We start from the raw sequence: 22,824 nt of genomic DNA on the forward strand, positions 1-22,824 counted from the left end.
GCCCTTCTTTTGCGCGAAACCGGGGCATAGCCCAATTGCGCGCTGAATGTCTGTCTGGTGAACCACCACAAAACCGCCGCGTCACAGCGCTGTTCCCGTCTTGACCTTTCCTGTCGACAAAACCACCCTGTGCGCATGACACTCGACACAGACTGGGTCCGCGCCCAATTCCCCGCCTTTTCGCAACCCGCATTGCAAGGGCAGGCGTTTTTTGAAAACGCTGGCGGCAGCTATACGTGCCAGCCGGTGATCGACCGGCTGACGCGGTTTTATACCGAACGCAAGGTGCAGCCCTATGGCACCTTTGAAGCAAGCCGTCTGGGCGGCGCGGAAATGGACGAGGCGCGCAGCCGTCTGGCCGCCATTCTGGGCGTCGAAACCGACGAGCTTTGCTTTGGCCCCTCGACCACGCAAAACACCTATGTGCTGGCGCAAGCCTTTGGCCAGATGCTGGAGCCGGGCGAAGCGATCATAGTGACCAATCAGGACCACGAGGCCAACAGCGGCCCGTGGCGCAGGCTGGCCGAGCGTGGCATCGACGTGCGCGAATGGCAGATCAACCCGGACAGCGGAACGCTGGAGATCGACAAGCTTGAGGCGTTGCTGGATGAACGTGTGCGTCTGGTCTGCTTTCCCCATTGCTCGAACGTGGTGGGCGAGGTCAATCCGGTGGTGGAAATCACCGCCGCCGCCCATGCTGCGGGGGCTTTTGTCTGCGTCGACGGCGTGTCTTATGCACCGCACGGCTTTGCCGACATCGGTGATCTGGGTCCCGATATCTATTTGTTCTCGGCCTATAAAACCTATGGGCCGCACCAGGGGGTGATGGTGATCCGTCGCGCGTTGGGGGAGCTTTTGCCCAATCAGGGGCATTATTTCAACGCTGGCAGTCTGTACAAACGCTTCACGCCCGCAGGGCCGGATCATGCTCAGGTGGCGGCCTGTGCGGGCATGGCCGATTATCTGGATGCGTTCGCCACACATCACAAGACCGATGTGCGTGGCGTCCATGACGTGATGCGGGACCATGAAACCAAGCTGCTGCAACACCTGCTGGACGGATTGCGAGGGCGCAACGATCTGCGCATTCTTGGTCCGACCGATGCAGCCACACGCGCACCGACCGTGGCACTGGATATGGGGCGCGCAGCCAAACCTGTGGCGCAGGCTTTGGCCGAACATGGCATCATGACCGCGGGCGATGATTTCTATGCGGTGCGCGCGTTGGAGGCGATGGGGATCGACCCCGCTCAGGGCGTGTTGCGGCTGTCATTCACCCATTACACGACACAGGCCGAAATAGATCAGGCGCTGACGGCGCTGGATGCGGTGCTGTAAATTCTTGACCCCGACCGGAACGGGCTAGTTTGCCCTGAAACGGCTATCGGGGGAAAACGGGGCATGACCAACAGTTTACCAACAATCCTGTGGTATCGTCGCGACCTGCGGACCAGCGACCATGCCGCGCTAAGTGCCGCCTGCAAGCGCGGTGGACCGGTGATTGCAGTGTTCATTCACGACGACCTGAGCGGCGCATTGGGGGCCGCGCCCAAGTGGCGTCTGGGCTTGGGTGTCGGCGCATTGGCCAAGACGCTGGAGCAAAAGGGCAGCCGCCTGATCCTGCGGCGCGGCGCGGCGCTGGAGGTTCTGCGCGATCTGGTGCGCGAAACGGGCGCGGATGCTGTTTTCTGGTCTCGGCTCTATGATCCTGCCAGTGTTGCGCGCGATACCAAGGTGAAAGAAGCGCTGAAAGCCGACAGTATCGCGGCGAAATCTTTTGGCGGACACCTGATGTTCGAACCCTGGACCGTCGAAACCGGAAGCGGTGGATGTTACAGGGTTTTTACGCCGTTCTGGAACAATGTGAAATCGCGTGCCGTCGACGCGCCACTGTCCGCACCTGCAACCATTCCAGCCCCCGAGACATGGCCCGGCAGTGACGTTCTGGACGATTGGGATATGGGCGCCGCGATGAACCGTGGCGCACAGGTGGTGCGTCCGTTTGTGCAATTGGGCGAGGGCGCGGCGCAATCGCGGCTGGCTCACTTCATAGCGCATATTATACAAGATTACAAAGCCTTGCGCGACATACCTGGTGCAGACGGCACCTCGAACCTTAGCGAAAACCTGTCCCTTGGAGAAATCTCTCCGCACCAGTGCTGGCATGCGGGCCTGCGCGCACGGCACGAGGGTAAACAGGGCGCTGAAACCTTTCTGAAAGAGCTGGTCTGGCGCGAGTTTGCTTATCACCTGATGCACCACACGCCGCGCATTCTGACCGACAACTGGCGCGAAGACTGGGACGCCTTCCCGTGGCAGGAAGATGCGCGCGCCGCAGAGGTCTGGGCGTGGAAAAAGGGGCGCACCGGCATTCCCTTTGTCGATGCGGCCATGCGCGAGCTTTACGTCACGGGCCGTATGCACAACCGCGGGCGCATGATTGTGGCCAGTTATCTGACCAAACACCTGTTGACCCACTGGCGTATCGGGCTGGACTGGTTCGAAGATTGCCTGATCGATTGGGATCCCGCCAGCAATGCAATGGGTTGGCAATGGTCCGCAGGGTCGGGGCCAGACGCCACGCCCTATTTCCGCGTGTTCAACCCTGTCACGCAGTTGGACAAATTCGACAAAAACAGGCAATATAGCAGCCGATGGATCGCTGAAGGTCGCGCCAACCCGCATTCCGATGCGTTGTCGTTCTTCGACGCGATGCCCCGACACTGGGGGCTGTCGCCCGATGATGCCTATCCCGATCCGGTGGTGCCGGTCGACCAGGGCCGTCACCGCGCACTGGAAGCCTATGAAAATCGGGACTTTTGAAACTAAAACACAAATCTTAACGTATAAAGAATAACGCGCCAGAAAGGCGCGGTGAGCAACCGACATGGACACGCACATGATCCTGACCACGACCGACGGCCAAACCGATCTTCCCCGATATTTCGCACGCGTCTTTGCCATGACCCAGGGCATGAACAACGGGCGCGTCGACTTTGTCCTGCCCGACGGGCGGATCTTTCGTGCAGAGGGGAAGAATCCCGGTCCTGTTGCTGAATTGCGCATTCACAACAACGACTTGTTTGGACGTTTGATCCGCGAGGGCGATCTGGGGTTCTGCGATGCCTATCTGGACGAATGGTGGTCAACCCCCGATTTGCAGGCGTTCATGGATCTGGTGCATGCGGACAATGACAGCATTTACGACGGCTTTCCGGGCATGGGGCTGGTGCGCTTTGCCGAACGGTTCCGGTTCTGGCTGCAACGCAACAACCGCACGCAGGCGCGCAAGAACATCAGCTATCACTATGATCTGGGTAATGAATTCTATGGCCTGTGGCTGGACGACACGATGACCTATTCCTCGGCGCTGTTCAAAACCGGGCAGGAAAGCCACGAGGCTGCGCAGATTGCCAAATATGCCAGCATGATCGACCAGATGGGCGCACAGCCCGGCGATCATATTCTGGAAATCGGCTGTGGCTGGGGGGGCTTTGCCGAATATGCCGCCAAAGAGCGCGGCATTCGCGTGACGGGTCTGACCATCAGTGAACAACAGTTCAAGTATGCCCGCGACCGCATTGAAAATGCTGGACTTTCCGATATGGTGGACTTCAAGTTGCAAGACTATCGTGATGAAAAGGGCAGCTACGACGGCATCGCCAGCATCGAGATGTTCGAGGCCGTGGGCGAGCAATACTGGCCCGCCTATTTCAACACCGTTCGCGACCGTTTGAAACCGGGTAAGAATGCCACCTTGCAGATCATCACCGTGCAGGACCGCCGCTGGGACGTGTACAAACGTGGTGTGGATTTCATCCAGAAATACATCTTTCCGGGCGGCATGTTGCCCAGCCCCAAGGCGCTGCGCGCGCAAGTGGTCAAGGCGGGGCTGAGCATTGAGAGGTCAATCGAGTTCGGCCCCAGCTATTCGATCAGCCTGCGCCGCTGGCACGATACATTCAACGAACGCTGGGACCAGATTGCCGCAATGGGCTTTGACGACCGGTTTCGCCGGATGTGGAATTTTTACCTGACCTCTTGTGCTGCGACCTTTGAAAGTGCCAACTGCGATGTGACACAGATCACCATCAAACGGCCCGTTTAGACGCGGTCCGGCACAAGACCTGCACGACCGCGGGCCAATCGGGGGGCATGGATGCCCGACGCAGCACGGCTGGTAGCCGCCATTTGTCTGGCCATTGTGGCCTTTATCGTTTCGGGCCAGATTGTGCCCCTGATGCCCGAAAGCACGGACTTCGGTTACTTTCTCTATGTAAACATCATTTTGGGCGCCGTTGTGGGTTGGACCGTTATGGGCCCGCGCGCGGGGCGCGGGGTTGTATCGGCCATCAACAACGGTCTCACCGGTATGCTGGTGTTTGTCTTGTGGGGGTTGTTCATTCAAGGCGCCAACGAAATGGTGCGGCTTGCCATGCGCAACCGATATGACGGCCCGTTCGAGGCCATTGTCGCGATTTTTGAAATCGGTGCCGAATATGGCCTGATCATGCTGGTGCCGGTGGTGATCGGCACGCTGATTGCCGGTGGCGTTCTGGCCGGACTGGCAACCGAAGTTGCCTGGCGGAAGTGGCGCTGACCTGATGAATTCCTTGTTTTTCTATGGCTCGTTGCGGCATTTGCCGTTGCTTGAGGTTGTGTTGGGCGCACCCGCAACAGATCTGGATTTTGTCGAAACGACGCTGCCGGATCATATGGTTCTGGCGGTTTCCGGGGGCTTGTATCCGGTTATTGTGCCCCAAAAAGGCGCGCGCGCCAGCGGCATTCTGGTGCGCGGTCTGCGCGACAGCCAAATAGCGCGACTGGATTATTACGAGGGCGGATTCGATTTCGATCTGCGCGATATGGTGCTGGCAAACGGGCAGGGCGCGCGGGTCTATTTTGCCGCTGAAACGGACCTGTCTGTCGACGGGCCATGGTCTTTGGCAGAGTGGGAGGACCGATGGGCCGAACTGTCGGTGATCGCTGCGCGAGAGGTGATGGGGTATTTCGGACAACGCGACGCCGCCGAAGTGGCGCGTATGTTCCCGATGATCCGCGCGCGCGCATTGGCCCAGGTGAACGCCGCTCAGTCAAAGCACGGCGCACTGACCCGCAGCGGGACCGTTGAAATACTAGATCGAACAAGGGTTTACGCGAACTTCTACGCGCTGGACGAGATAACACTGCGCCACGAGCGGTTTTCGGGGAAGATGTCGGAAACACTGTTGCGGGCCGTTTTTGTTGCTTCGGATGCGGCCATTGTCCTGCCCTATGATCCGGTGCGCGACCGCGTGATGCTGGTTGAACAGATCCGCATGGGTCCGCTCGGGCGCGGGGACCGCAGCCTGTGGCAACTGGAACCCATTGCCGGCGGCATTGATGCAGGCGAAACCCCGGAACAAGCCGCATACCGTGAAACGCTGGAAGAGGCAGACCTGACCCTATCGCAGCTTTTGCCGGTGGCAGAAACCTATGCCTCACCCGGAAATGCGACGGAGTTTCACTATATCTACGTCGGGATCGCCGACTTGCCGGACACAGCAGCAGGTCTGTCAGGCATCGTCGAAGAGGGCGAAGACATTCGCACCCATATCCTGAGTTTTGACACCCTGATGCAGATGGTCGAGGACATGCAGGCGGCCAACGCGCCGCTGGTGCTGGCAGCACTTTGGCTGGCACGTCAGCGTGATTGTCTGCGCAAGTCCGCTTGAGGTCGCGCGCGCGCAGGGTTACATCCAATCAAAGACATCGCACGAGGAACACCGCCATGCGTATTGCAAACGATCTGGCCGAGGCCATTGGAAACACGCCGCTGATCAAGCTGCGTCAGGCCAGCGAGGAAACCGGCTGTACCATTCTGGGCAAGGCCGAGTTCATGAACCCGGGTCAGTCGGTCAAGGACCGTGCAGCGCTGTATATCATTCGCGATGCCATCGCACGGGGCGACCTGCGCCCCGGTGGCACCATTGTCGAAGGCACCGCCGGCAACACAGGCATCGGTCTGGCGCTGGTGGGCGCGTCGATGGGCTTTCGCACGGTTATCGTGATTCCTGAAACACAGAGCCAGGAAAAGAAAGACATGCTGCGTCTGGCGGGCGCTGAGTTGATTCAGGTTCCCGCCGCGCCATATCGCAACCCCAACAACTTTGTACGCTATTCGGGCCGGCTGGCAGCCGAACTGGCAAAGACCGAGCCGAACGGCGCAATCTGGGCCAACCAGTTTGACAACGTCGCCAACCGTCAGGCCCATGTCGAAACCACCGGTCCCGAGATTTGGGAACAGACCGGTGGCAAAGTCGACGGTTTCGTGGCGGCCGTAGGGTCGGGTGGGACGCTGGCAGGGGTGGCCGAATTCTTGCAGCCCAAGGGCGTCAAGATTGGTCTGGCCGATCCTGATGGCGCGGCGCTCTATAACTTTTACGACCACGGCGACCTGACGGTCACGGACGGCTCTTCGATCAACGAGGGCATCGGTCAGGTGCGTATCACCAAGAACCTCGAAGGGTTCACGCCCGATTTCTCGTGGAACATCCACGACGACGAGGCGCTGCCGGTGGTCTTTGACCTGCTGGAACACGAAGGTTTGTGTCTGGGCGGTTCGTCGGGCATCAACGTGGCCGGTGCCATCCGCCTGGCGCGTGAAATGGGGCCGGGGCACACCATTGTGACAATTCTGTGTGACTATGGTACACGCTACCAGTCGAAGTTGTTCAACCCTGATTTCCTGCGTGAAAAAGGGCTGCCTGTTGCCGACTGGATGACCGAGGCGCCTTCAAGCATCCCCGGCGTTTTCGAGGACTGATAATGCGTATTTTTTCCATTCTTTTGACAGCGTTGTTTCTAGCGCTGGCGTCTTCGGCTGCCGTGTCGCCGGCCTGGGCGCAAGAGACCGGGGCCAATGCGCCGGACTATTCAGAATGGGAAACCGTCGCCAAGCGCGCGGAACAGGCGGTTGAAGCTGCCAAGGCTTCTGACAGTGCGCTGACCACATTGCGCGCCCAGATCGTTGAGTGGCGCAGCCAGTTTCAGACGCAGCTTTCAACAAATGACAGTCGTCTGGCAACGCTGCGCGAACAGGTGGCTGCCTTGGGCGCGCCGCCCGCCGACGACGCCGCAGCCGAAGCGCCCGAAATTGCCAGTCGCCGCACCGAGTTGAACGAACAGCTCGAACGGCTGACCACTCCGCGCCGGACCGCAGAAGAAGCGTTTAGCCGCGCCAACGGTATCATTTCCGAAATTGATGCGATCCTGCGCACCCGGCAGGCCGACGAATTGCTGAACCGTGGACCGACGCCGCTCAATCCGGCCCTGTGGGGCGACGCACTCAGCCTGCTGGGCCAATCGGTTCACGCGGTCTGGAGCGGCACCTATCAAGCCTGGTCAACACCCTCCCGTCGTGGAGAAGCCAGGGACAACCTGCCACTGGTTCTGGTGCTGGTGGTTCTGGCGGTCGTGCTTTTGGCGCGCTCACGCAGTTGGAGCGAACAGCTTGCGGTGCACATCGCGCGCCGCGAGTCGCAGAACAACAGCGGTTTTGCAGGATTCGTCGTGTCGCTGGGCCAGATCTTTTTTCCGCTGCTGGGCGTATACGCGCTGATCCTCGCGCTGGGTGCAACCCAGTTGTATGGCCCGCGCGGTGAACTGATCCTGCGCCTGTTGCCGGCAGTCGGCATCTGCATCTTTTTTGCCCGCTGGATCGGCAGCCGGATGTTTCCTGCTTCCGAGGCGGTCAACAGCCCGCTTGGGTTGCCCGAGATAAACCGCACCGAGGGGCGGTTTTACTCGATGCTCCTGGGGTTTGTTCTTGCGGCAAATCTGCTGGTTCTCAGCATGACTCGGTTCGACCGCTTTCCGGTGGAAAGCCAGAATGTCCTGTCCTTTCCGCTGATCGTTCTGGCCAGCATCCTGACCTTTCGGGTGGGGCAGTTGCTGCGCAACCATGATGCGACCCGCGGCGGCAGCTCTCTGACGGAAGAGAACGCCTATCGCAACAGTCTGGTGTCGCTGCTTGGCAGGGCGGCCAAGCTGGTGGCCATTTTTGCCCCGCTGCTCGCAGCCGCCGGTTACGTCACCGGTGCGGAAAGGCTGATATATCCGGCGATCCTTTCGCTGGCATTGTTTGCCACCATCGCATTGCTGCAAGAGGCCGTGAACGACGCCTATGCGTTCTTCTCGAAGACGCCCACAGGCAACGAAGGCCTGATGCCGACGCTGATCGGGTTCTTTCTGCTGCTGGCCTCATTGCCCTTGTTTGCGCTGATCTGGGGGGCGCGCGTAACCGATCTGACCGAATTGTGGGCACGGGCACGGGCGGGCGTTGCATTCGGCGACATGACTCTGTCGCCCAGCACGCTGTTGACGCTGACAGTTGTTTTCTTCATCGGCCTGTTCCTGACCCGCATGTTGCAAGGCACGTTGAAAACCTCTGTTTTGCCCAAAACCAAAATCGATCCGGGCGGGCAGGTCGCAATGGTGTCGGGTGTTGGGTACATCGGTATCTTTCTTGCGGCACTTGTGGCGATCACTTCGGCGGGGATTGATTTGTCGTCGCTGGCCTTTATCGCCGGTGCGCTGTCGTTGGGGATTGGTTTCGGCCTGCAAAACATCGTCAGCAACTTTGTTTCAGGCATCATCCTGTTGATCGAACGCCCGATCTCGGAAGGCGACTGGATCGAGGTCGGCGGCCAGCAAGGCTATGTGCGGGACATCTCGGTGCGCTCGACACGGATCGAAACCTTTGATCGTACCGATGTGATCGTACCCAATGCCGATCTGGTCAGCGGTACGGTGACCAACTATACCCGTGGTAACACGGTGGGCCGGCTGATCTTGAAGGTGGGTGTGGCCTATGGAACTGACACCATGCGTGTTGACGGCATCCTGCGCGCAATTGCCAAAGATCACCCGATGGTGCTGGAAAACCCTGCACCCAATGTGGTTTTCATGGGCTTCGGCGCAGATTCACTGGATTTTGAAATTCGCGCGATCCTGCGGGATGTGAACTGGTTGCTGTCGGTGCGCAACGACATGAACCACCAGATTGCCGCCAAGTTCGCTGAAGAGAAGATCGAAATTCCCTTTGCCCAGCGCGACATCTGGCTGCGCAATCCCGAAGTGTTACAGGGCGCGCGTACGGCATCGGGGTCAACCCATGTCGCAACAGCTGCAGAACCTGTGCCCAAGGGGCAGCCCGACGAAGCGGTTGCAGATGTCGATTCCGACGCAGACACCCCAGACGCACCGGACCGCGCCTGATGACCCGTTTGCTGTATCGCGAGGACGCCTATCTGCGCGACGCCGATGCGCGCGTCATTGCCCACACCCCCGAAGGCGGTATCGTACTGGATGCAACGGTGTTTTATCCCACATGTGGCGGCCAGCCCGGCGACAGCGGTACATTGGAATGGGACGGGCTGCGCATGCCCATCGCCACCACGCTCAGGTCCCATGACAATCAGATCGCGCTGGTGCCAGCCGAGCCGCAACCATTGCCCTCGGTCGGCACCTATGTTGTCCAGTCGCTGGATTGGGACCGCCGCCACCGCCACATGCGCGTACACACTGCGTTGCACCTTCTGTCAGCGGTTGTGCCCTTTGACGTCTCCGGCATGTCGATCAGCGCAACGCACGGACGACTGGATTTCGCCATGCCAGACTCTCCCGAAGACCGTGCGGAAATCGAAGCCACGCTGAACGCCTATGTCATGGAAGACGCGCAGGTGTCGGATATCTGGATGAGCGCGGAAGAGTTGGGCGACATCCACGGGCTGATCAAATCCCTGACCGTCAAACCTCTGCGCGGCGCCGGACCAGTGCGATTGGTCCGTATCGGTGATGCGGCTGCACCGATCGACTTGCAGCCCTGCGAGGGCACCCATGTGGCGCGCACTGGCGAAATCGGCCAGTTGCGTCTGGGCAAGATCGAGAAAAAGGGCCGGATGAGCCGCCGGATCCACATTCACCTCGACAACTGACAATCAGGGCCGATTGCCTCTTGCAAAGCCTTGCTGTCCCACGCTATGTCGCCCGAACGGAGCGGTGGCCGAGTGGTCGAAGGCGCACGCCTGGAAAGTGTGTAGGCGGGAGACCGTCTCCAGGGTTCGAATCCCTGTCGCTCCGCCATTATCCCCATTGCGAACCAGTGTCAGCGCCCCGACGGGCACGGATTTTTCCGTGTTATCAAAGGGGTTTGCCTGAACGGGCCGAACCTCATAGACGTGCTGCCGGGCCGAAGCTGGGCTAAGAATGGCCCTCAGTCTCAGTTTGGGCGAACCTCGACCGTTCCGATCCGGTCCATTTTTGCCATGACTTTTCAATGACCTGCTTCTGAACCCCGCCAAAACCCAAACGGGCGTTCCGAACGACATCGATGGTAACATAGCCAGAACACGCGGTAGGCGCGTTGCTCGGGATGCCAGCGTAAACAGACGGATTTCTGGGGTAGGTTCGCTGCCCGTTTTCCTAAGGAATGCGGCATGGATCGAACTGAGATCAGCGCTCTCTTTGTGGAACCTTCCTGTCCTTTGCGACGAGGACCAAGCGGTTTCTCTTTTGTACGTATACACAGGTGAAACCGGCACAGCTGCTGACGATGGACTGCGTAGCAAGCAGCGTTCGTTCTCCAAAAACCATGCGGGGGTTGATGCCGTTTAGCTGCAAGGCAGCGGCTTGGGTGTTCTGTCGGTGCCGCCAATCGGTCTAGCGGCTCAGTATCTGGTCGGACACCCGGATCCCGGCGATGTATGGCAACTCCATCGCGCAGCTCGAGTCGGACGTGGTCTGGGGGATCATCACCGCCAACCCGGCGATGGCTGACGGCAACGCTCTGTTCCACACCACCCACAAGAACCTCGCGGGAACCGGGGCGGCGCTGGCGGTCGAGGCGGTTGGTGCGGCCCGCGCTGCCATGGCCAAGCAGACAGGCCTCGACAAGAAGACGGTGCTGAACGTCCGGCCCGCCTTCCTGATCGTGCCCGCATCGCTGGAACTGAAAGCTGAGCAGATGGTCGCCCAAAATCTCGTGCCCGCCGCAACCTCCAACGTCGTACCGCAATCGATCCGGACCCTCGCGCCGATCAGCGAGCCCCGGCTCGATGCTGCCAGCGAGACCGCCTGGTATCTGGCAGCCAGCCCGAACCAGATCGACACCATCGAATACGCCTACCTCGAGGGCCAGCAGGGCGCGTATATCGAGACGCGCAACGGGTTCGACGTCGACGGGGTTGAGATCAAGTGCCGCCTCGACTTCGGTGCCAAAGCCATCGACTGGCGCGGTCTCTATAAGAACCCGGGCGCATAACCGGGCCATCCCTGACAACGTACCTCTGACGGGCGGTCCAATCGGGCTGCCTGTTCCCTTTTGCAAAGGATCCCGCAATGAAGAACTACGTCCAGCCCGGCAACACCATCACCCTGACTGCACCCTATGCCGTGAAGGCTCCATCGCCATGAGCCGGATCGACACCGCGACGTTGCGACAGGCGACGGAGGATGTTCTGGCCTTTGGTGTGGTTGTTTCCGAGCAGGATGCTGAGCAGATCGAGCGGACGAACGATGCGATCTCCCGGCTTGGCCTGATCTGGCGCGGGCTGTCGAACCAACTGGCCGTCGCTGCGGCCCCTGCGCTGGAAGCGGTCGCCAACGCGATGGCGGCCGTAGCCAGCCGCACCGGGCCGCTCGGTATCGCGATCCGGGGCCTCGGGTCGCCGATGGTCCATGTGTCGAACACGGGTTTGAGCCGCGCGATGACCTCGTCCTTCAGGCTTTCATGGATGATCAGCCGCGACCCGGCCGAGCAGTTTTCGCCCTGACAGAACAGGATCCCGGTGGCGATCTCTTGCGTGACATGATCAAGGTCGGCGGCGTCGGGCATGACAATGGCGGGGCTCTTGCCGCCGCATTCCAGAACGATCTTCTTGAGATTGGACTGCGCCGAATAGCTCAGGAAATACCGTCCGACTTCACCAGAGCCGGTAAAACTGACGCAGTCGATATCGGGATGCAGACCAATGGCCCGCCCCGTGACTTCGCCCCGTCCGGGAAGCACGTTCAGGACGCCATCAGGCAGGCCTGCCTCTGCTGCCAGCCCCGCAACCCGTAGCAGCGAAAATGAGGTTTGTTCGGCGGGCTTGAACATGTCGACGAAGACCTTGATGACCGCGTCGTGGAAGTTGGGCGAGTTTTCGTGACCCGTGCGCGGATCGCCCTCGGCCCCAGCCATGGTAAAGGCGTTTCGGTCCCAGTCGCAGGACGCGCCGAGCCGTTTGAGCTGCTCGAAAATCGTGCCGCCATACTGGCCCTTCCATTCCCAGACCTTTTCGAGAAAGGCCTCACGGCCCAATTCACGGCGTGTGGGCTGGCCTGTCGCGGCGAGCATTTTCTCGACCTGCAACTGGGTCGCGATGCCCGAGTGGTCCTGACCGGGCTGCCACAGGGTGTCAAAGCCCCGCATGCGGTGCCAGCGGATCAGGATGTCCTGCAGCGTGTTGTTAAAGGCGTGTCCGACATGCAAGGCCCCGGTCACGTTGGGGGGCGGGATCATGATGCTGAACGTTTCGGGCCGTGACGCGTTTGCGCCGCCATAAGCAAATGGAACCGAAATCCAACTGCCTGCCCAGCACTCAGGAGAGTGCTACCCTATTGGTTGGCGTGACCGAACGTCTAATCGGCGGATCGAACGCGGCTTTGAGCATAGAAACGCCGCTCATGCAGCCCTAAAGAGCAGCCTTGAGGCGCGGGGTCGCGAAATTGATGAAGGCCCGAAGCTTCCGGGGCAGCATTTCCTGACCGCGATAAACCAGGCTGACAGGCACAGGATCGGGAGCGTGATCGTCGAGGACAGTCACAAGTCGTCCTGCACGGATGGCGTCTGCGATCTGATAGGAAAACACGCGCGTCAAGCCCACGCCGGCGATGGCTGCATCGATTGCGGCCTCTGCCGTATTGACTGTCAGGCGCGAGCGGGGTGTGGCGGGCAGGGCCGCAGCTCCCTTTCCAAAGGTCCAGGCCTCGGATAGGGCTAGGGCCGAGAAGGTCACGATATCATGGCCAACAAGCTCCGCCGGATTTTGCGGATGCCCCCGCCTTTCCACATAGCCGGGGCTTGCGCAGACCACACGACGAATTGCTCCGACTTTCACAGCGACATCGCTGCTGTCAGGCAGAGTCGCGATGCGCAGGGCCAGATCGACGTGTTCGTCCGCAAGGTGCAAAAGCCTGTCGGCAAGGACCAGCTTCACATCCGTTTCCGGATAGGCCTGCAGGAAGTCCGTGACGATCGGCAGAATGTGCAGGCGTCCGAACACAATGGGCGCGGTGATCACCAGCTCCCCTTTCACAACCGTATATTCGCCAGCCGCCGCCCGCTCTGCCTCGGCGAGGTCTTCGAGGATGCGCCGGGTTGCAACCACATAGGCTTTGCCAGTCTCGGTCAGGCTGACGTTGCGTGTTGACCGGATCAGCAGGCGCGCACCGAGATGCGCTTCGAGGTCGGAAACCTTGCGGCTAACGGTCGAGAGGGGCACACCGAGCTGTCTTCCGGCAGCCGACAGATTTCCTGTCTCCACGACCGCAAGGAGAATGGACATCGCGTCAAGCCGGTCCATGTTATCCTCCCAAAAAATGAGATTATGATTGCTGAAAATACGGTATTATCCCGAACTATACCAGGCAATATCTTTGGCTCGACCAGAATGACTGGCCATAACCCAAGGAGGCTTTCAAATGTCCCGTATTACCTATCCCGCCACCATCGCAGGCGCACCCGAGGCCGCGCGACCGTTGTTGCAAGCGGTTGAAAAACAGCTGGGGTCTGTCCCCAATCTGTTCCGCCTTGCCAGCGTCAGCCCGGCCGCCCTGGAAGGCTATCTCAGCTTGTCCGGTGCCCTCGGAAAAGGGCACCTGCCAGCCGCGACCCGCGAACGCGTCGCCCTGGCAGTGGCACAGATCAACGGCTGCAACTACTGCCTTTCCGCACACACCTATCTTGGCACGAATCTCGCCAAGCTGGACGAGGCCGAAGTCGCGGCCAACCGTGCCGGCCGTTCGAACGATCCCAAGGCCGACGCCGCCGTGCGCTTTGCCGCGAAATTGGTCAGCGCACGCGGCCACATCAGTGCCGATGATCTGCACGCGGTGCGCGATGCCGGCTATGACGATGCCCAGATTATCGAGATCGTGCAGCATGTCGCGCTGAACACCTGGACCAATTACCTGAACGAGGTTGCACAGACCGAGATCGATTTCCCAACGGTGAATGCCGACGAACTCGCGGCATAATCGAAGCGCGGTGGCCGGACCGCTTCCCCGGCCACGCGCCTTTGAAGCCCGTAACTGAAAGGACACATCAATGAGTCGCCCCCCTTTCCCTCCCTACAACAAAGACAGCGCCAGAGAAAAAGTCCGGCTGGCCGAGGATGGCTGGAACTCTCGCGAACCGGCCAAAGTGGCGCTGGCCTACACGCCGGACAGCCGCTGGCGCAATCGCGCGGAATTTGCGGTCGGGCGCGCTGAAATCGAGGCTTTTCTCGCCCGCAAATGGGCGCGGGAACTAGACTATCGCCTGATCAAGGAGCTCTGGGCCGTGTCCGGTAATCGCATCGCCGTGCGCTATGCGTATGAATACCACAATGACAGCGCACAATGGTTTCGGGCCTATGGCAATGAAAACTGGGAATTCGCCGAGGATGGATTGATGGCGGCCCGCCATGCCAGCATCAACGAACACCCGATCCATGAAGACGACCGCAAATTCCACTGGCCCTTGGGACGCCGCCCCGACGACCACCCCGGCCTCAACGATCTCGGGCTATAGTGAGGATCGAATGGACAATTTCTATTCCAGCGACGTCGCTTTCACCAAGACGGTGAAAGACATCCAAACCCGCAAGGGTTCACGTCGGGCTTATGCCCAGCAGGAACAGGCGGGGGGCTGGCGCACGGACATAACGCCCGACATCAAAGCGTTCATCGAAGGGCAAACCAGCGTGTTTCTGGCAACTGCCAACGCGGAAGGGCAGCCTTATATCCAGCATCGTGGCGGTCCCGCCGGCTTCCTGAAGGTGATCGACCTTCAGACGATTGGCTTTGTTGACTATGTCGGCAACCGGCAATTCATCACCACGGGAAATCTTGTGGACAATCCCAAGGCCTACCTGTTCCTGATCGACTACGCCAACCGGCGCCGGATCAAGATTTGGGGAACGGCGAAAGTCATCGAGGGGGATGACAGGCTGGTCGCGGAACTCATGCCCGCCGACAACAAGGCGCGCGCCGAGCAGGTGATCCTGTTCACGGTCTCGGCCTGGGACGCGAACTGTCCCCAGCATATTCCGCAGCGGTTCGATGCTGCAGATGTTGCCGCTGCCCTCGCGGCGCGCGACGCACGGATTGCCGTGCTTGAAGCTGAGGTCGCCAAACTGAATGCAGCTGGCTGAGACATGGCACCGGAGGCCGACCAGTTCCTGGTCTTGTAGGTCTTTGGTGTCGGTTTGCTCATACAACCCAGCTACCTTGCTGGATTCACGCGATGAATCCCCTCACAGGATTTGTGCATCAGAGCCTGACCCACGTGCAGCTGGACCGCACGCAGATTATGCACCACGCATAATTCATGATCCCCTTGTCACGACAACGGACCCCGACGGACCGAATTTCCCCCGGCGATGATCTTTCTGATCAGGACGGCGACCGCTTGATGATCTCCGAATTGGGCATCCGTTTCCTTGATGTTCTCGTGAACTTCGGCGGCGTCCTTGAGAACACCCAGGATTTCAGCCTCCGGCAGAATATGCGCGTCATTCAGCGCCAGCATTAGCGACTCGCAAATGGACAGCGCCGCCATCCCGGAATGTGTGTTATGATCAGACACGTTTAATCGGCCTTTCAAGGTGTTCCGTATGGCGCGGAATATCCGCGGCCCGGTTCCAACAGCTTTTCAAACAATGTTTGCCGATGGGCTGATCCAGATCAGCCGATCATCTGGATTGCCATATAAAGATTTCACGTCGTTCAAAAGGAGCTTTATCATCGCCACCCTTCCTCTCGTCCGCAAGTTGAGTGCGTTCGTCGCCCTGTCCGGGGCCGAGATTGACGTTCTCGAAGGCCTGCGCAAACGGCGTCGCACCTTCGTTGCTGGGCGCGATCTGGTCCATCAGGGCCAGTCCGATCAGGCGGCCTATATCCTCATGTCGGGCTGGGCCTGTTCCTACAAGGAACTGGCCGACGGGCAGCGGCAGATCGTCGATTTCCAGGTGCCGGGCGATTTTCTGGGGTTGCGCAGCGTGCTTCTACACATCTCGGATCACAGCATAGAACCGGTCACGGACATCGAGGTGACCGAGGTTCTCAAGGCCGATCTGCTGGAAGCTTTCGCGCAGACACCACGGCTTGCACTGGCAATCTTCTGGGCCGCGTCACGGGACGAGGCGATGGTGGTGGAACATCTGGTCGGAGTAGGGCGGCGCAATGCGGCAGAGCGGCTGGCGCATTTCCTGCTCGAGCTTGGGGCGCGGCTGGCTTTGATTGGCCAGGGCAGCAAGGCGGGGTACGACTGTCCGCTGACCCAATACCTGATGGCAGATGCACTGGGATTGAGCGCGGTTCACGTCAACCGCGTCCTGAGGCTCTTGCGGGAGGCCGATCTTCTGACATTTCGCGATGGCCATGTGACGTTCATTAACTACGACGGCCTCACCGCTTTTGCGGATTTCGATCCAAGCTACCTCGATCACGCCGACCCGCTTTTGACGTGAGGCTTATCTTGTGATGTCGGCGGGATGATCGGGCCGCGCGACGGGACGCTTCTGGAAGGTCCGGGTCCTCCGACTTTGACCAGGCGTCCGGAAGCGCGACCGCGAGGCGTTTGTCGCCCCGCAGCCGCATGGTCAGATCAGGCCAGCGCGTGCTTGGCCGCGTCCAGTTCCTTGTTGGTCTCGGCGTCGTTCTTGGCGGTGTTCGCCTTTTCAGCAGCGTCGTAATGCTTTTTCGCCGCATCTTTCTTGGGGCCGGAAGGGGCCTTGTCCCAAGCGGCTTTGACGGATTTCATCTTGTCGGCTGTGTTGGTCGATTTGTTATCGGAAGTCATTTGATTGTCCTTTTGAGGACGTCCGCGCACGGGAACTTGACCTTGATTTGAATGGTCGATCGACGTGTGCGAGGCGTGTGTTCACCGAGGATCGGTGAACTGCTCAAGCTATCGCACCGCCGTCATCCATCCATACTGATGTAGGTTGGTCTGCGCCGGTGAAGCCGGAGGTTTTCCCGTGGGACGCTGCCCTTGGGCGGAGATTGGCCGGTTCGGGCAGGACACGCGTCCCGGCAAAGCCTTCGAGGATGGCGCGTGCATCTGACAACTGACCAATGCCCGCGATCTTGCCGCTGGCTTTGACGAATGTGGTGGCGGCTTCGACCTTCGGCCCCATCGACCCTGCCGCGAGGTCCAGCGCAAGGAGGGTCGAGGGCGTCGTCCTGCCGATGGCAAGCTGGGCGTCGGTGCCCCAGTCGCGAAAGACGGCAACGACATCGGTCAGCAGCAGCAAGGCATCCGCCTTCAGTTCTAACGCGAGTAGTGCCGCCGTTCGATCCTTGTCGATGACGGCCTCGACGCCTTCCATATCGCCCTGCGCATTGCGCCTGACTGGAATGCCACCGCCCCCCGCACAGACCACGCAGTGACCTGCGTCAAGCAGCAGGCGGATCGCGTCGATCCCCAGGATCCGCTGGGGCAGGGGCGACGGCACCACGCGGCGCATCTGCCCCTTCTGCTCTGCAACCATCGACCAGCCATGATCCGCCACGGCCTGATCGGCCTCGGCTTTGGAATAGACCGGGCCGATGGGCTTGCTCGGGCTGTCAAAGGCGGGATCGTTCGCGTCGACCTCCACCCGGCTCAGCAAGGTGGTGCAATGCGCATCCTCGGGCAGGGCATTCATCAACTCCTGTTCGATCAGGTAGCCGATCATACCTTCTGTCTCTGCACCCAGCACATCGAGGGGCCACGGCCGGGCCGGGTCATATGCCATGCCCTGCAACGCCAGCAGACCGACCTGCGGGCCGTTGCCATGCGCCACCACGATCTGGTGGTCGCGGGCGAGGTCGGCGATGGCCTTGGCCGCGATCCGCACATTGGTGCGCTGCGCCTCCGCTGTCATCGGCTCCCCGCGCCGCAACAGGGCATTGCCGCCGAGGGCCACGACCACGCGCATCCTAGGACCCCATCGTGGCGACGAGGACCGCCTTGATCGTGTGCATCCGGTTTTCCGCCTGATCGAAGACGACGGAGGCGGGGGATTCAAACACCTCCTCCGTCACTTCCATGCAGTCGATGCCGAATTTCTGGAATGTCTGCTCGCCCACTTCGGTGTCGCGGTTGTGGAAGGCGGGCAGGCAATGCAGGAATTTGGTGTGCGGATTGCCCGTCATCTCCATCAGTTTGGTGGTGACCCGGTAGGGCGACAGCAGGGCGATGCGGTCTTCCCAGACGCTATCGGGTTCGCCCATCGACACCCAGACGTCGGTATAGATGAAATCGGCACCTTTGAGGCCTTCCGCGTGCTTCTCTGTCAATGTGATCCGCGCGCCCGAGCTTTCCGCGATGGTGCGGCAGCGGGTGACGAGCGCCGCATCCGGCCAGCAGCTTTGCGGCCCGCAAAGCCTTATATCCATGCCAATTAGCGCAGCACCCACCAGCAAAGAGGCACCGGTGTTGTTGCCCGCATCGCCCATGAAGCAGAACGAGATGTCCGAAAGGTGCTTGTGGGTGTATTCGCGCATGGTCATGAAATCAGCCAGAACCTGCGTCGGGTGGAAGTCATCGGCCAGCCCGTTGAAGACCGGCACGCCGGAGAATTCCGCCAGCACCTCGGCATCCTGCTGGCCAAAGCCGCGATATTCGATCCCGTCATAGAAACGCCCCAGCACGCGCGCGGTATCCTTCATGGTTTCCTTGTGCCCGATATGGCTGCCTGACGGACCCAGATACGTGACATGCGCGCCTTGATCGTAGGCGGCGACCTCAAACCCGCTGCGGGTGCGGGTGCTGTCCTTCTCGAAGATCAGGGCGATGTTCTTGCCTTCGGGCATCGGCCTTTCATATCCGCCTGCCTTTGCCATCTTGAGGCTGCCCGCAAGTTGCAACAGGTGCCGGATTTGCGCCGGTGTGAAATCGAGCAGCTTGATAAAGCTGCGTCCGCGCAGGTTCTGTGGCATCGTGTATTCCTTAAATGGCGTCGCGGATCAGCGGGCAGGTCATGCAATGCGACCCGCCCCGTCCGCGTCCGAGTTCCGATCCGGGGATCGTGATGACTTCGACACCCGCCTTGCGCAGCAGGGTGTTGGAATAGACGTTGCGCTCGTAGCCGACGACGACGCCGGGTTCGAGGCAGAGCAGGTTGTTGGCGTCGTCCCACTGCTCGCGCGCGCTTTCGTAGGCGTCGCCGCCTGTGGGAACGGTGCGCAGAGTTTTGAGAGCGAGAGCGTCTGCCACGACGTCAAGGAAGGGCTTGGTTTCGGTCTCGGCCATGATCGCCCCATTGTCGCCGGGGCGCAGGCTGGTGCAGCGGATGGCGTCCGTCACCTCGGCAAACACGGTGGCAAGGTCCCGGTCACAAAGCGTGAAGACCGTTTCAAGGTGCATCGAGCCGCGGGCACGCGGGAACTGGCAGGCGATGACGCGAGTGGCCCCGCCGCCGGCGAAAAGCCCACGCGCGATCTGGCCCACGGCCTGCGGCGTGGTGCGTTCGCCCATGCCGATCAGCACGCAACCGTTGCCGATGGGCATGACGTCGCCGCCTTCGACCGTTGCAGGGCCGTGGTCCTGCATCGGGTCGCCCCACCACGTCGCGAACCCCGCGTCCTTGAAATCGGGGTGAAACCGGTAGATCGCGGCGAGGTTCAGCGTCTCCAGCCGCCGGGCGGGCCAGTGCATCGGGTTCAGCGTAACGCCGCCGTAAATCCAGCAGGTCGTGTCGCGGGTGAAGATGTGGTTGGGCAGGGGCGGCAGGATGAAATCCGAAGGCTCCAGCATCGCGGCCAAGACGCCACTTGCGGTGACCGGCAGTTCGGCCTTGCTCATGCCCCCGATCAGGATGGTGGAGAGCAGATCGCCGTTGACTTCCATCAGGTGCGCCAGCAGATCCTCGGCCAGACCGATCCCCACCGTATTGTCATTGATGCGCGCCTCCAGCAGCCAGCGGCGGGCCTCCGGGTCGGCCATCGTCTCGGCCAGCAGCTGACGCAGGAACACCACCTCGACCCCGCGATTGCGCATGGCATCGACGAAGGTCATGTGCTCGATCCGCGCCTGCTTGACCCAGATCACGTCGTCGAAAAGCAACTCCGCGCAGTTGGCCGGCGTCAGCCGCGCCATGGCGGCGCCGGGTTTGTGAACGAGGACGCGGCGCAGTTTGCCGGTCTCGGAATGGACGCCGTAGGTCAGGGGTTTGTCGGGGGTCATGTGGGGGTTCCTCCCAGAAACACGCCGATGCTGAGGATGGCCATGATGATGATGGTGAGGCCCAGAAGGACGGGCCAGAAGAAGCGCAGCCAGCGTTCATAGGGAACACGCGCGATCGCGAGGCCCCCCATGACAACGGCCGAAGTCGGGGTGACAAGGTTCACGACGCCCTCCGCCGACTGGAAGGCGGTCACGACAAGGTGCCGCGCCACGCCCGCGAAATCGGCGACGGGTGCGAGGATCGGCATGGAAAGCACCGCGAGACCGGACGTAGAGGGCACGAAGAACGACAGCGCCACCTCAATCCAGTACATCACGTTGATGAAGACGACGCTGTTCAGCCCTGCTACCGTGCCTTCGGCCCAGTGCAGGATCGTGTCCGTCATGTGGCCCGCGTCCATAATGACGACGATGCCGCGCGCCAGCCCGATGATCAGCGCCACACCCAGCAGGTCGCGCGCCCCGCCGACGAAGGCGTCGACCAGACCCTTCTCGCCCAGCCGTCCGATCAGCCCGATGCCGATGCCTGCGAACAGGAACAGCCCGCTCATCTCGGCCATCCACCAGCCGCCCAGCGACACGCCCCAGATCATCACCGCGAAGGTCGCGCCGAACAGCAGCAGGACGATCTTGTGCAGGCCGGTAAAGGTCGTCGCGGCCGCCTCAGTGGCCATGCCGAAGTGCTTCTCGTTCTGTTCCTTGCGGTCGAAGACGAGGCTGCGCGAGGGGTCCGCCTTGACCCGTGCGGCGTAGCGCATGACGTAGGCGACCGTCGCGGCGAAGGTCAGCGCCAGCAAGACCACGCGCAGCACCAGCCCGTCGGTAAACGGCACCCCCGCCGCGTTTGACGCGATGACGGTGGAAAACGCATTGACGGTAGAGCCGAGCACGCCGACGCCTGCACCCAGCAGGATCACCGCCACTGCCGTCAGTGCGTCATAGCCTGCCGCGATCATGACCGGGGTCAGCAGGACGTAGAACGCCAGCGTCTCTTCCGCCATGCCTTCCGTCGTGCCGCCCAAAGCAAACAGGCCCATGAGGATCGGGATCATCCATTTCTCGCGGCCCTTAAGCCGCGTCATCGCCCGCTTGATGCCTGCGTCGATGGCCCCCGTCGCCGTCACAACACCGATGAACCCGCCGATCATCAGCACGAAAAGCGCCACGTCGATGGCGTTGGCGGTATAGCTGGAGGGGTCGTAGAAGCCCGCGATGGGGGCGAGCACAATGTCAGAAAAACCCTGCGGGTTTGCGTCCATTGGCGCATAGGTCCCGGCAACGGGAACGTCCTTGCCCAGCACTTGGGAGGCGACACGCTCGTATTGCCCCGCCGGGATGATCCATGTCAGCGCGGCCACGATGATGATCAGCGCGAAGAGGATCGTGTAAGCCGAAGGAAAGCGGAAGCGGCTGGTTTCCTTTGTTGGTGCGGGCGGCGATGGGGGCATGATTGTGTCCTGATACAGCCGACGCGTTTAGGCGTCCGGGCATTTATGCGTGTGGCGTCGGGCGTCAGCGAACGTTCTGCTGCTGGTGGTTGAGGCGGAGCCAGTGGTCGTTGTCCCTGAGGTAGGTGGAGGTACAGAGCGCCTCGTAAATCGGCGCGTCGGCGCGCTCGGCGGACACGCGGTAGGCCAGCACGGCGACGTCACCTTCGACGGCGCAATAGGTCTCGCTCATCCGGATCGAACGCCAACGCTGCGCGACATGCGCTTCGCGGAAGATATCGGTGCCGCTCAAAATCCCTATCGGGTAGGGGAAGACGAAAACCGCGTTCTTGGCGGTCATGTGGCGGGCGCTGTCGGCCCCTTCGGTCCAAAAGCGTTCTTCCGTATCCCATAATTGCGCTTCGATCGTCGAGGCGGTCTGCAAACCTTGAACCATTTCAGCCCCCTCGTGCCAGCATGGCGACCCAGCCGACGATCAAGATCGCGGCAATGAACCAGAAAACCGGCGCGCCAGGGTGGAGTGTTGCAAACTGCGCCTGTTCGGATGAGACTGCCGTCGCTTCCGCCTTTTCTCTGTGGGGCAAGGCGGCGAGCAGCGTCCGGGCGATCTTGCTGCGGTCGGGGGCCGCAAGGGTAACGTCCTGGAACCGAACCATCAGCGCTTCGAGACGCTTCATCGCCGGTGCATCGTTCATGGTCGACAACTCGGTCGCCTCGTCCCACGGATCCACGTCAAGCCGCACCATCATCGACAGGACGGATACGGGCGTTCCGTGTTCATCGTCACCCACCGCTGCGCCAAGAAACCGCTCGAAGGCCGGATCGCGGCTGAGTTGGGGTCTGCCCTTTGCCATGTCGGGAACCATTCTCACTTTGAAGGGGGATACGTCATAGTCCGCCGGACAGCGTTCTGGCCGATGA

The 22,824-nt window shown here is 61.0% G+C and carries 22 protein-coding genes, 1 tRNA gene and 3 pseudogenes; 15 read left to right on the forward strand and 11 right to left on the reverse strand.

Features of this window, described 5'->3' with window-relative positions; genetic code table 11:
* Positions 1-135: 135 nt before the first annotated feature.
* The 11 genes and pseudogenes from DSM107133_RS09525 to DSM107133_RS09575 all read left to right on the forward strand — a co-directional run.
* Entirely contained in the window at positions 136-1,338 is a 1,203-nt protein-coding gene (locus DSM107133_RS09525) for an aminotransferase class V-fold PLP-dependent enzyme (protein ID WP_114292603.1), read from the forward strand.
* Positions 1,339-1,401: 63 nt separating this feature from the next.
* On the forward strand, positions 1,402-2,823 hold the full coding sequence (locus DSM107133_RS09530; RefSeq protein ID WP_114292604.1) for a deoxyribodipyrimidine photo-lyase: 1,422 nt from the start codon (positions 1,402-1,404) through the stop codon (positions 2,821-2,823).
* A 76-nt stretch (positions 2,824-2,899) separates the two neighbouring features.
* The gene (locus DSM107133_RS09535) at positions 2,900-4,108 is read left to right on the forward strand and encodes a cyclopropane-fatty-acyl-phospholipid synthase family protein (RefSeq protein WP_114292653.1); all 1,209 of its coding nucleotides are present in this window, start codon (positions 2,900-2,902) and stop codon (positions 4,106-4,108) included.
* A gap of 51 nt (positions 4,109-4,159) precedes the next feature.
* The gene (locus tag DSM107133_RS09540; RefSeq protein WP_114292605.1) at positions 4,160-4,600 is read left to right on the forward strand and encodes a TrgA family protein; all 441 of its coding nucleotides are present in this window, start codon (positions 4,160-4,162) and stop codon (positions 4,598-4,600) included.
* Positions 4,601-4,604: 4 nt separating this feature from the next.
* Complete coding sequence (locus DSM107133_RS09545; RefSeq protein ID WP_114292606.1) at positions 4,605-5,714, forward strand: NUDIX domain-containing protein; 1,110 nt, start codon at positions 4,605-4,607, stop codon at positions 5,712-5,714.
* A 56-nt stretch (positions 5,715-5,770) separates the two neighbouring features.
* Positions 5,771-6,805, forward strand: coding sequence for a cysteine synthase A (locus DSM107133_RS09550; protein WP_114292607.1), 1,035 nt, complete (start codon positions 5,771-5,773; stop codon positions 6,803-6,805).
* A gap of 2 nt (positions 6,806-6,807) precedes the next feature.
* On the forward strand, positions 6,808-9,258 hold the full coding sequence (locus tag DSM107133_RS09555; protein WP_114292608.1) for a DUF3772 domain-containing protein: 2,451 nt from the start codon (positions 6,808-6,810) through the stop codon (positions 9,256-9,258).
* Entirely contained in the window at positions 9,258-9,977 is a 720-nt protein-coding gene (locus tag DSM107133_RS09560; RefSeq protein WP_114292609.1) for an alanyl-tRNA editing protein, read from the forward strand. Before DSM107133_RS09555 ends, DSM107133_RS09560 begins: the two co-directional genes overlap by 1 nt.
* Positions 9,978-10,035: 58 nt before the next feature.
* A tRNA-Ser gene (locus DSM107133_RS09565) sits at positions 10,036-10,125 on the forward strand.
* Between the two features lie 616 nt (positions 10,126-10,741).
* Positions 10,742-11,302, forward strand: coding sequence for a Mu-like prophage major head subunit gpT family protein (locus DSM107133_RS09570; protein WP_240310450.1), 561 nt, complete (start codon positions 10,742-10,744; stop codon positions 11,300-11,302).
* Positions 11,303-11,435: 133 nt separating this feature from the next.
* Positions 11,436-11,696: pseudogene (locus DSM107133_RS09575) on the forward strand (phage tail tape measure protein); the annotation flags it as partial.
* Between the two features lie 32 nt (positions 11,697-11,728).
* Here the strand turns inward: DSM107133_RS09575 and DSM107133_RS09580 are convergent.
* The 3 genes and pseudogenes from DSM107133_RS09580 to DSM107133_RS09590 form a co-directional block, all read right to left on the reverse strand.
* A pseudogene (locus DSM107133_RS09580) lies at positions 11,729-12,139 on the reverse strand (aldehyde dehydrogenase family protein); the annotation flags it as partial.
* Positions 12,134-12,580, reverse strand: a pseudogene (locus DSM107133_RS09585) (class I tRNA ligase family protein); the annotation flags it as partial. The pseudogenes DSM107133_RS09585 and DSM107133_RS09580, both read right to left, overlap by 6 nt.
* 136 nt (positions 12,581-12,716) lie before the next feature.
* Positions 12,717-13,607, reverse strand: coding sequence for a LysR family transcriptional regulator (locus tag DSM107133_RS09590; RefSeq protein ID WP_114292611.1), 891 nt, complete (start codon positions 13,605-13,607; stop codon positions 12,717-12,719).
* A 118-nt stretch (positions 13,608-13,725) separates the two neighbouring features.
* On the opposite strand from DSM107133_RS09590, the gene DSM107133_RS09595 reads away from it, so the two are divergent.
* From DSM107133_RS09595 to DSM107133_RS09605, 3 genes are all read left to right on the forward strand, one after another.
* Positions 13,726-14,280, forward strand: coding sequence for a carboxymuconolactone decarboxylase family protein (locus tag DSM107133_RS09595; protein ID WP_114292612.1), 555 nt, complete (start codon positions 13,726-13,728; stop codon positions 14,278-14,280).
* 70 nt (positions 14,281-14,350) lie between these two features.
* On the forward strand, positions 14,351-14,815 hold the full coding sequence (locus tag DSM107133_RS09600) for a nuclear transport factor 2 family protein (RefSeq protein WP_114292613.1): 465 nt from the start codon (positions 14,351-14,353) through the stop codon (positions 14,813-14,815).
* Positions 14,736-15,437 (forward strand): pyridoxamine 5'-phosphate oxidase family protein, encoded by a 702-nt coding sequence (locus DSM107133_RS09605; RefSeq protein WP_243253537.1) that lies wholly within the window; start codon positions 14,736-14,738, stop codon positions 15,435-15,437. The genes DSM107133_RS09600 and DSM107133_RS09605 overlap by 80 nt, the downstream gene beginning before the upstream one ends.
* 188 nt (positions 15,438-15,625) lie before the next feature.
* Here DSM107133_RS09605 and DSM107133_RS09610 read toward each other — a convergent pair whose 3' ends face one another.
* Entirely contained in the window at positions 15,626-15,844 is a 219-nt protein-coding gene (locus DSM107133_RS09610) for a hypothetical protein (protein WP_114292615.1), read from the reverse strand.
* Between the two features lie 181 nt (positions 15,845-16,025).
* On the opposite strand from DSM107133_RS09610, the gene DSM107133_RS09615 reads away from it, so the two are divergent.
* Positions 16,026-16,754, forward strand: coding sequence for a Crp/Fnr family transcriptional regulator (locus DSM107133_RS09615; RefSeq protein WP_240310457.1), 729 nt, complete (start codon positions 16,026-16,028; stop codon positions 16,752-16,754).
* A gap of 137 nt (positions 16,755-16,891) precedes the next feature.
* On the opposite strand, the gene DSM107133_RS09620 is transcribed toward DSM107133_RS09615, so the two are convergent.
* The 7 genes from DSM107133_RS09620 to DSM107133_RS09650 all read right to left on the reverse strand — a co-directional run bounded on the left by DSM107133_RS09620 (position 16,892) and on the right by DSM107133_RS09650 (position 22,757).
* Positions 16,892-17,086, reverse strand: a complete 195-nt coding sequence (locus DSM107133_RS09620) for a hypothetical protein (protein WP_114292616.1) — start codon at positions 17,084-17,086, stop codon at positions 16,892-16,894.
* A gap of 103 nt (positions 17,087-17,189) precedes the next feature.
* Positions 17,190-18,206: a carbamate kinase gene (arcC, locus tag DSM107133_RS09625; RefSeq protein ID WP_114292617.1), complete on the reverse strand. Its 1,017-nt coding sequence runs from the start codon at positions 18,204-18,206 to the stop codon at positions 17,190-17,192.
* A 1-nt stretch (position 18,207) separates the two neighbouring features.
* Positions 18,208-19,209: an ornithine carbamoyltransferase gene (gene argF, locus DSM107133_RS09630; RefSeq protein ID WP_114292618.1), complete on the reverse strand. Its 1,002-nt coding sequence runs from the start codon at positions 19,207-19,209 to the stop codon at positions 18,208-18,210.
* 10 nt (positions 19,210-19,219) lie between these two features.
* The gene (locus DSM107133_RS09635; RefSeq protein WP_114292619.1) at positions 19,220-20,455 is read right to left on the reverse strand and encodes an arginine deiminase; all 1,236 of its coding nucleotides are present in this window, start codon (positions 20,453-20,455) and stop codon (positions 19,220-19,222) included.
* The gene (locus tag DSM107133_RS09640) at positions 20,452-21,903 is read right to left on the reverse strand and encodes a YfcC family protein (RefSeq protein WP_114292620.1); all 1,452 of its coding nucleotides are present in this window, start codon (positions 21,901-21,903) and stop codon (positions 20,452-20,454) included. The genes DSM107133_RS09635 and DSM107133_RS09640 overlap by 4 nt, the downstream gene beginning before the upstream one ends.
* A gap of 64 nt (positions 21,904-21,967) precedes the next feature.
* Entirely contained in the window at positions 21,968-22,339 is a 372-nt protein-coding gene (locus DSM107133_RS09645; RefSeq protein ID WP_114292621.1) for a DUF4440 domain-containing protein, read from the reverse strand.
* 1 nt (position 22,340) lies between these two features.
* Positions 22,341-22,757, reverse strand: coding sequence for a hypothetical protein (locus tag DSM107133_RS09650; protein WP_114292622.1), 417 nt, complete (start codon positions 22,755-22,757; stop codon positions 22,341-22,343).
* Between the last annotated feature and the right edge of the window lie 67 nt (positions 22,758-22,824).

Source organism: Pseudosulfitobacter sp. DSM 107133 (genome assembly GCF_022788695.1).
Classification (GTDB): Bacteria; Pseudomonadota; Alphaproteobacteria; order Rhodobacterales; family Rhodobacteraceae; genus Pseudosulfitobacter.

Coding starts and splice junctions, on each gene's coding strand:
- DSM107133_RS09525 (WP_114292603.1), top strand. CDS start 136: ATGACACTCGACACAGACTGGGTCCGCGCCCAATTCCCCGCCTTTTCG.
- DSM107133_RS09530 (WP_114292604.1), top strand. CDS start 1,402: ATGACCAACAGTTTACCAACAATCCTGTGGTATCGTCGCGACCTGCGG.
- DSM107133_RS09535 (WP_114292653.1), top strand. CDS start 2,900: ATGATCCTGACCACGACCGACGGCCAAACCGATCTTCCCCGATATTTC.
- DSM107133_RS09540 (WP_114292605.1), top strand. CDS start 4,160: ATGCCCGACGCAGCACGGCTGGTAGCCGCCATTTGTCTGGCCATTGTG.
- DSM107133_RS09545 (WP_114292606.1), top strand. CDS start 4,605: ATGAATTCCTTGTTTTTCTATGGCTCGTTGCGGCATTTGCCGTTGCTT.
- DSM107133_RS09550 (WP_114292607.1), top strand. CDS start 5,771: ATGCGTATTGCAAACGATCTGGCCGAGGCCATTGGAAACACGCCGCTG.
- DSM107133_RS09555 (WP_114292608.1), top strand. CDS start 6,808: ATGCGTATTTTTTCCATTCTTTTGACAGCGTTGTTTCTAGCGCTGGCG.
- DSM107133_RS09560 (WP_114292609.1), top strand. CDS start 9,258: ATGACCCGTTTGCTGTATCGCGAGGACGCCTATCTGCGCGACGCCGAT.
- DSM107133_RS09570 (WP_240310450.1), top strand. CDS start 10,742: ATGTATGGCAACTCCATCGCGCAGCTCGAGTCGGACGTGGTCTGGGGG.
- DSM107133_RS09590 (WP_114292611.1), bottom strand. CDS start 13,607: ATGGACCGGCTTGACGCGATGTCCATTCTCCTTGCGGTCGTGGAGACA.
- DSM107133_RS09595 (WP_114292612.1), top strand. CDS start 13,726: ATGTCCCGTATTACCTATCCCGCCACCATCGCAGGCGCACCCGAGGCC.
- DSM107133_RS09600 (WP_114292613.1), top strand. CDS start 14,351: ATGAGTCGCCCCCCTTTCCCTCCCTACAACAAAGACAGCGCCAGAGAA.
- DSM107133_RS09605 (WP_243253537.1), top strand. CDS start 14,736: ATGAAGACGACCGCAAATTCCACTGGCCCTTGGGACGCCGCCCCGACG.
- DSM107133_RS09610 (WP_114292615.1), bottom strand. CDS start 15,844: ATGGCGGCGCTGTCCATTTGCGAGTCGCTAATGCTGGCGCTGAATGAC.
- DSM107133_RS09620 (WP_114292616.1), bottom strand. CDS start 17,086: ATGACTTCCGATAACAAATCGACCAACACAGCCGACAAGATGAAATCC.
- arcC (WP_114292617.1), bottom strand. CDS start 18,206: ATGCGCGTGGTCGTGGCCCTCGGCGGCAATGCCCTGTTGCGGCGCGGG.
- argF (WP_114292618.1), bottom strand. CDS start 19,209: ATGCCACAGAACCTGCGCGGACGCAGCTTTATCAAGCTGCTCGATTTC.
- DSM107133_RS09635 (WP_114292619.1), bottom strand. CDS start 20,455: ATGACCCCCGACAAACCCCTGACCTACGGCGTCCATTCCGAGACCGGC.
- DSM107133_RS09640 (WP_114292620.1), bottom strand. CDS start 21,903: ATGCCCCCATCGCCGCCCGCACCAACAAAGGAAACCAGCCGCTTCCGC.
- DSM107133_RS09645 (WP_114292621.1), bottom strand. CDS start 22,339: ATGGTTCAAGGTTTGCAGACCGCCTCGACGATCGAAGCGCAATTATGG.
- DSM107133_RS09650 (WP_114292622.1), bottom strand. CDS start 22,757: ATGGCAAAGGGCAGACCCCAACTCAGCCGCGATCCGGCCTTCGAGCGG.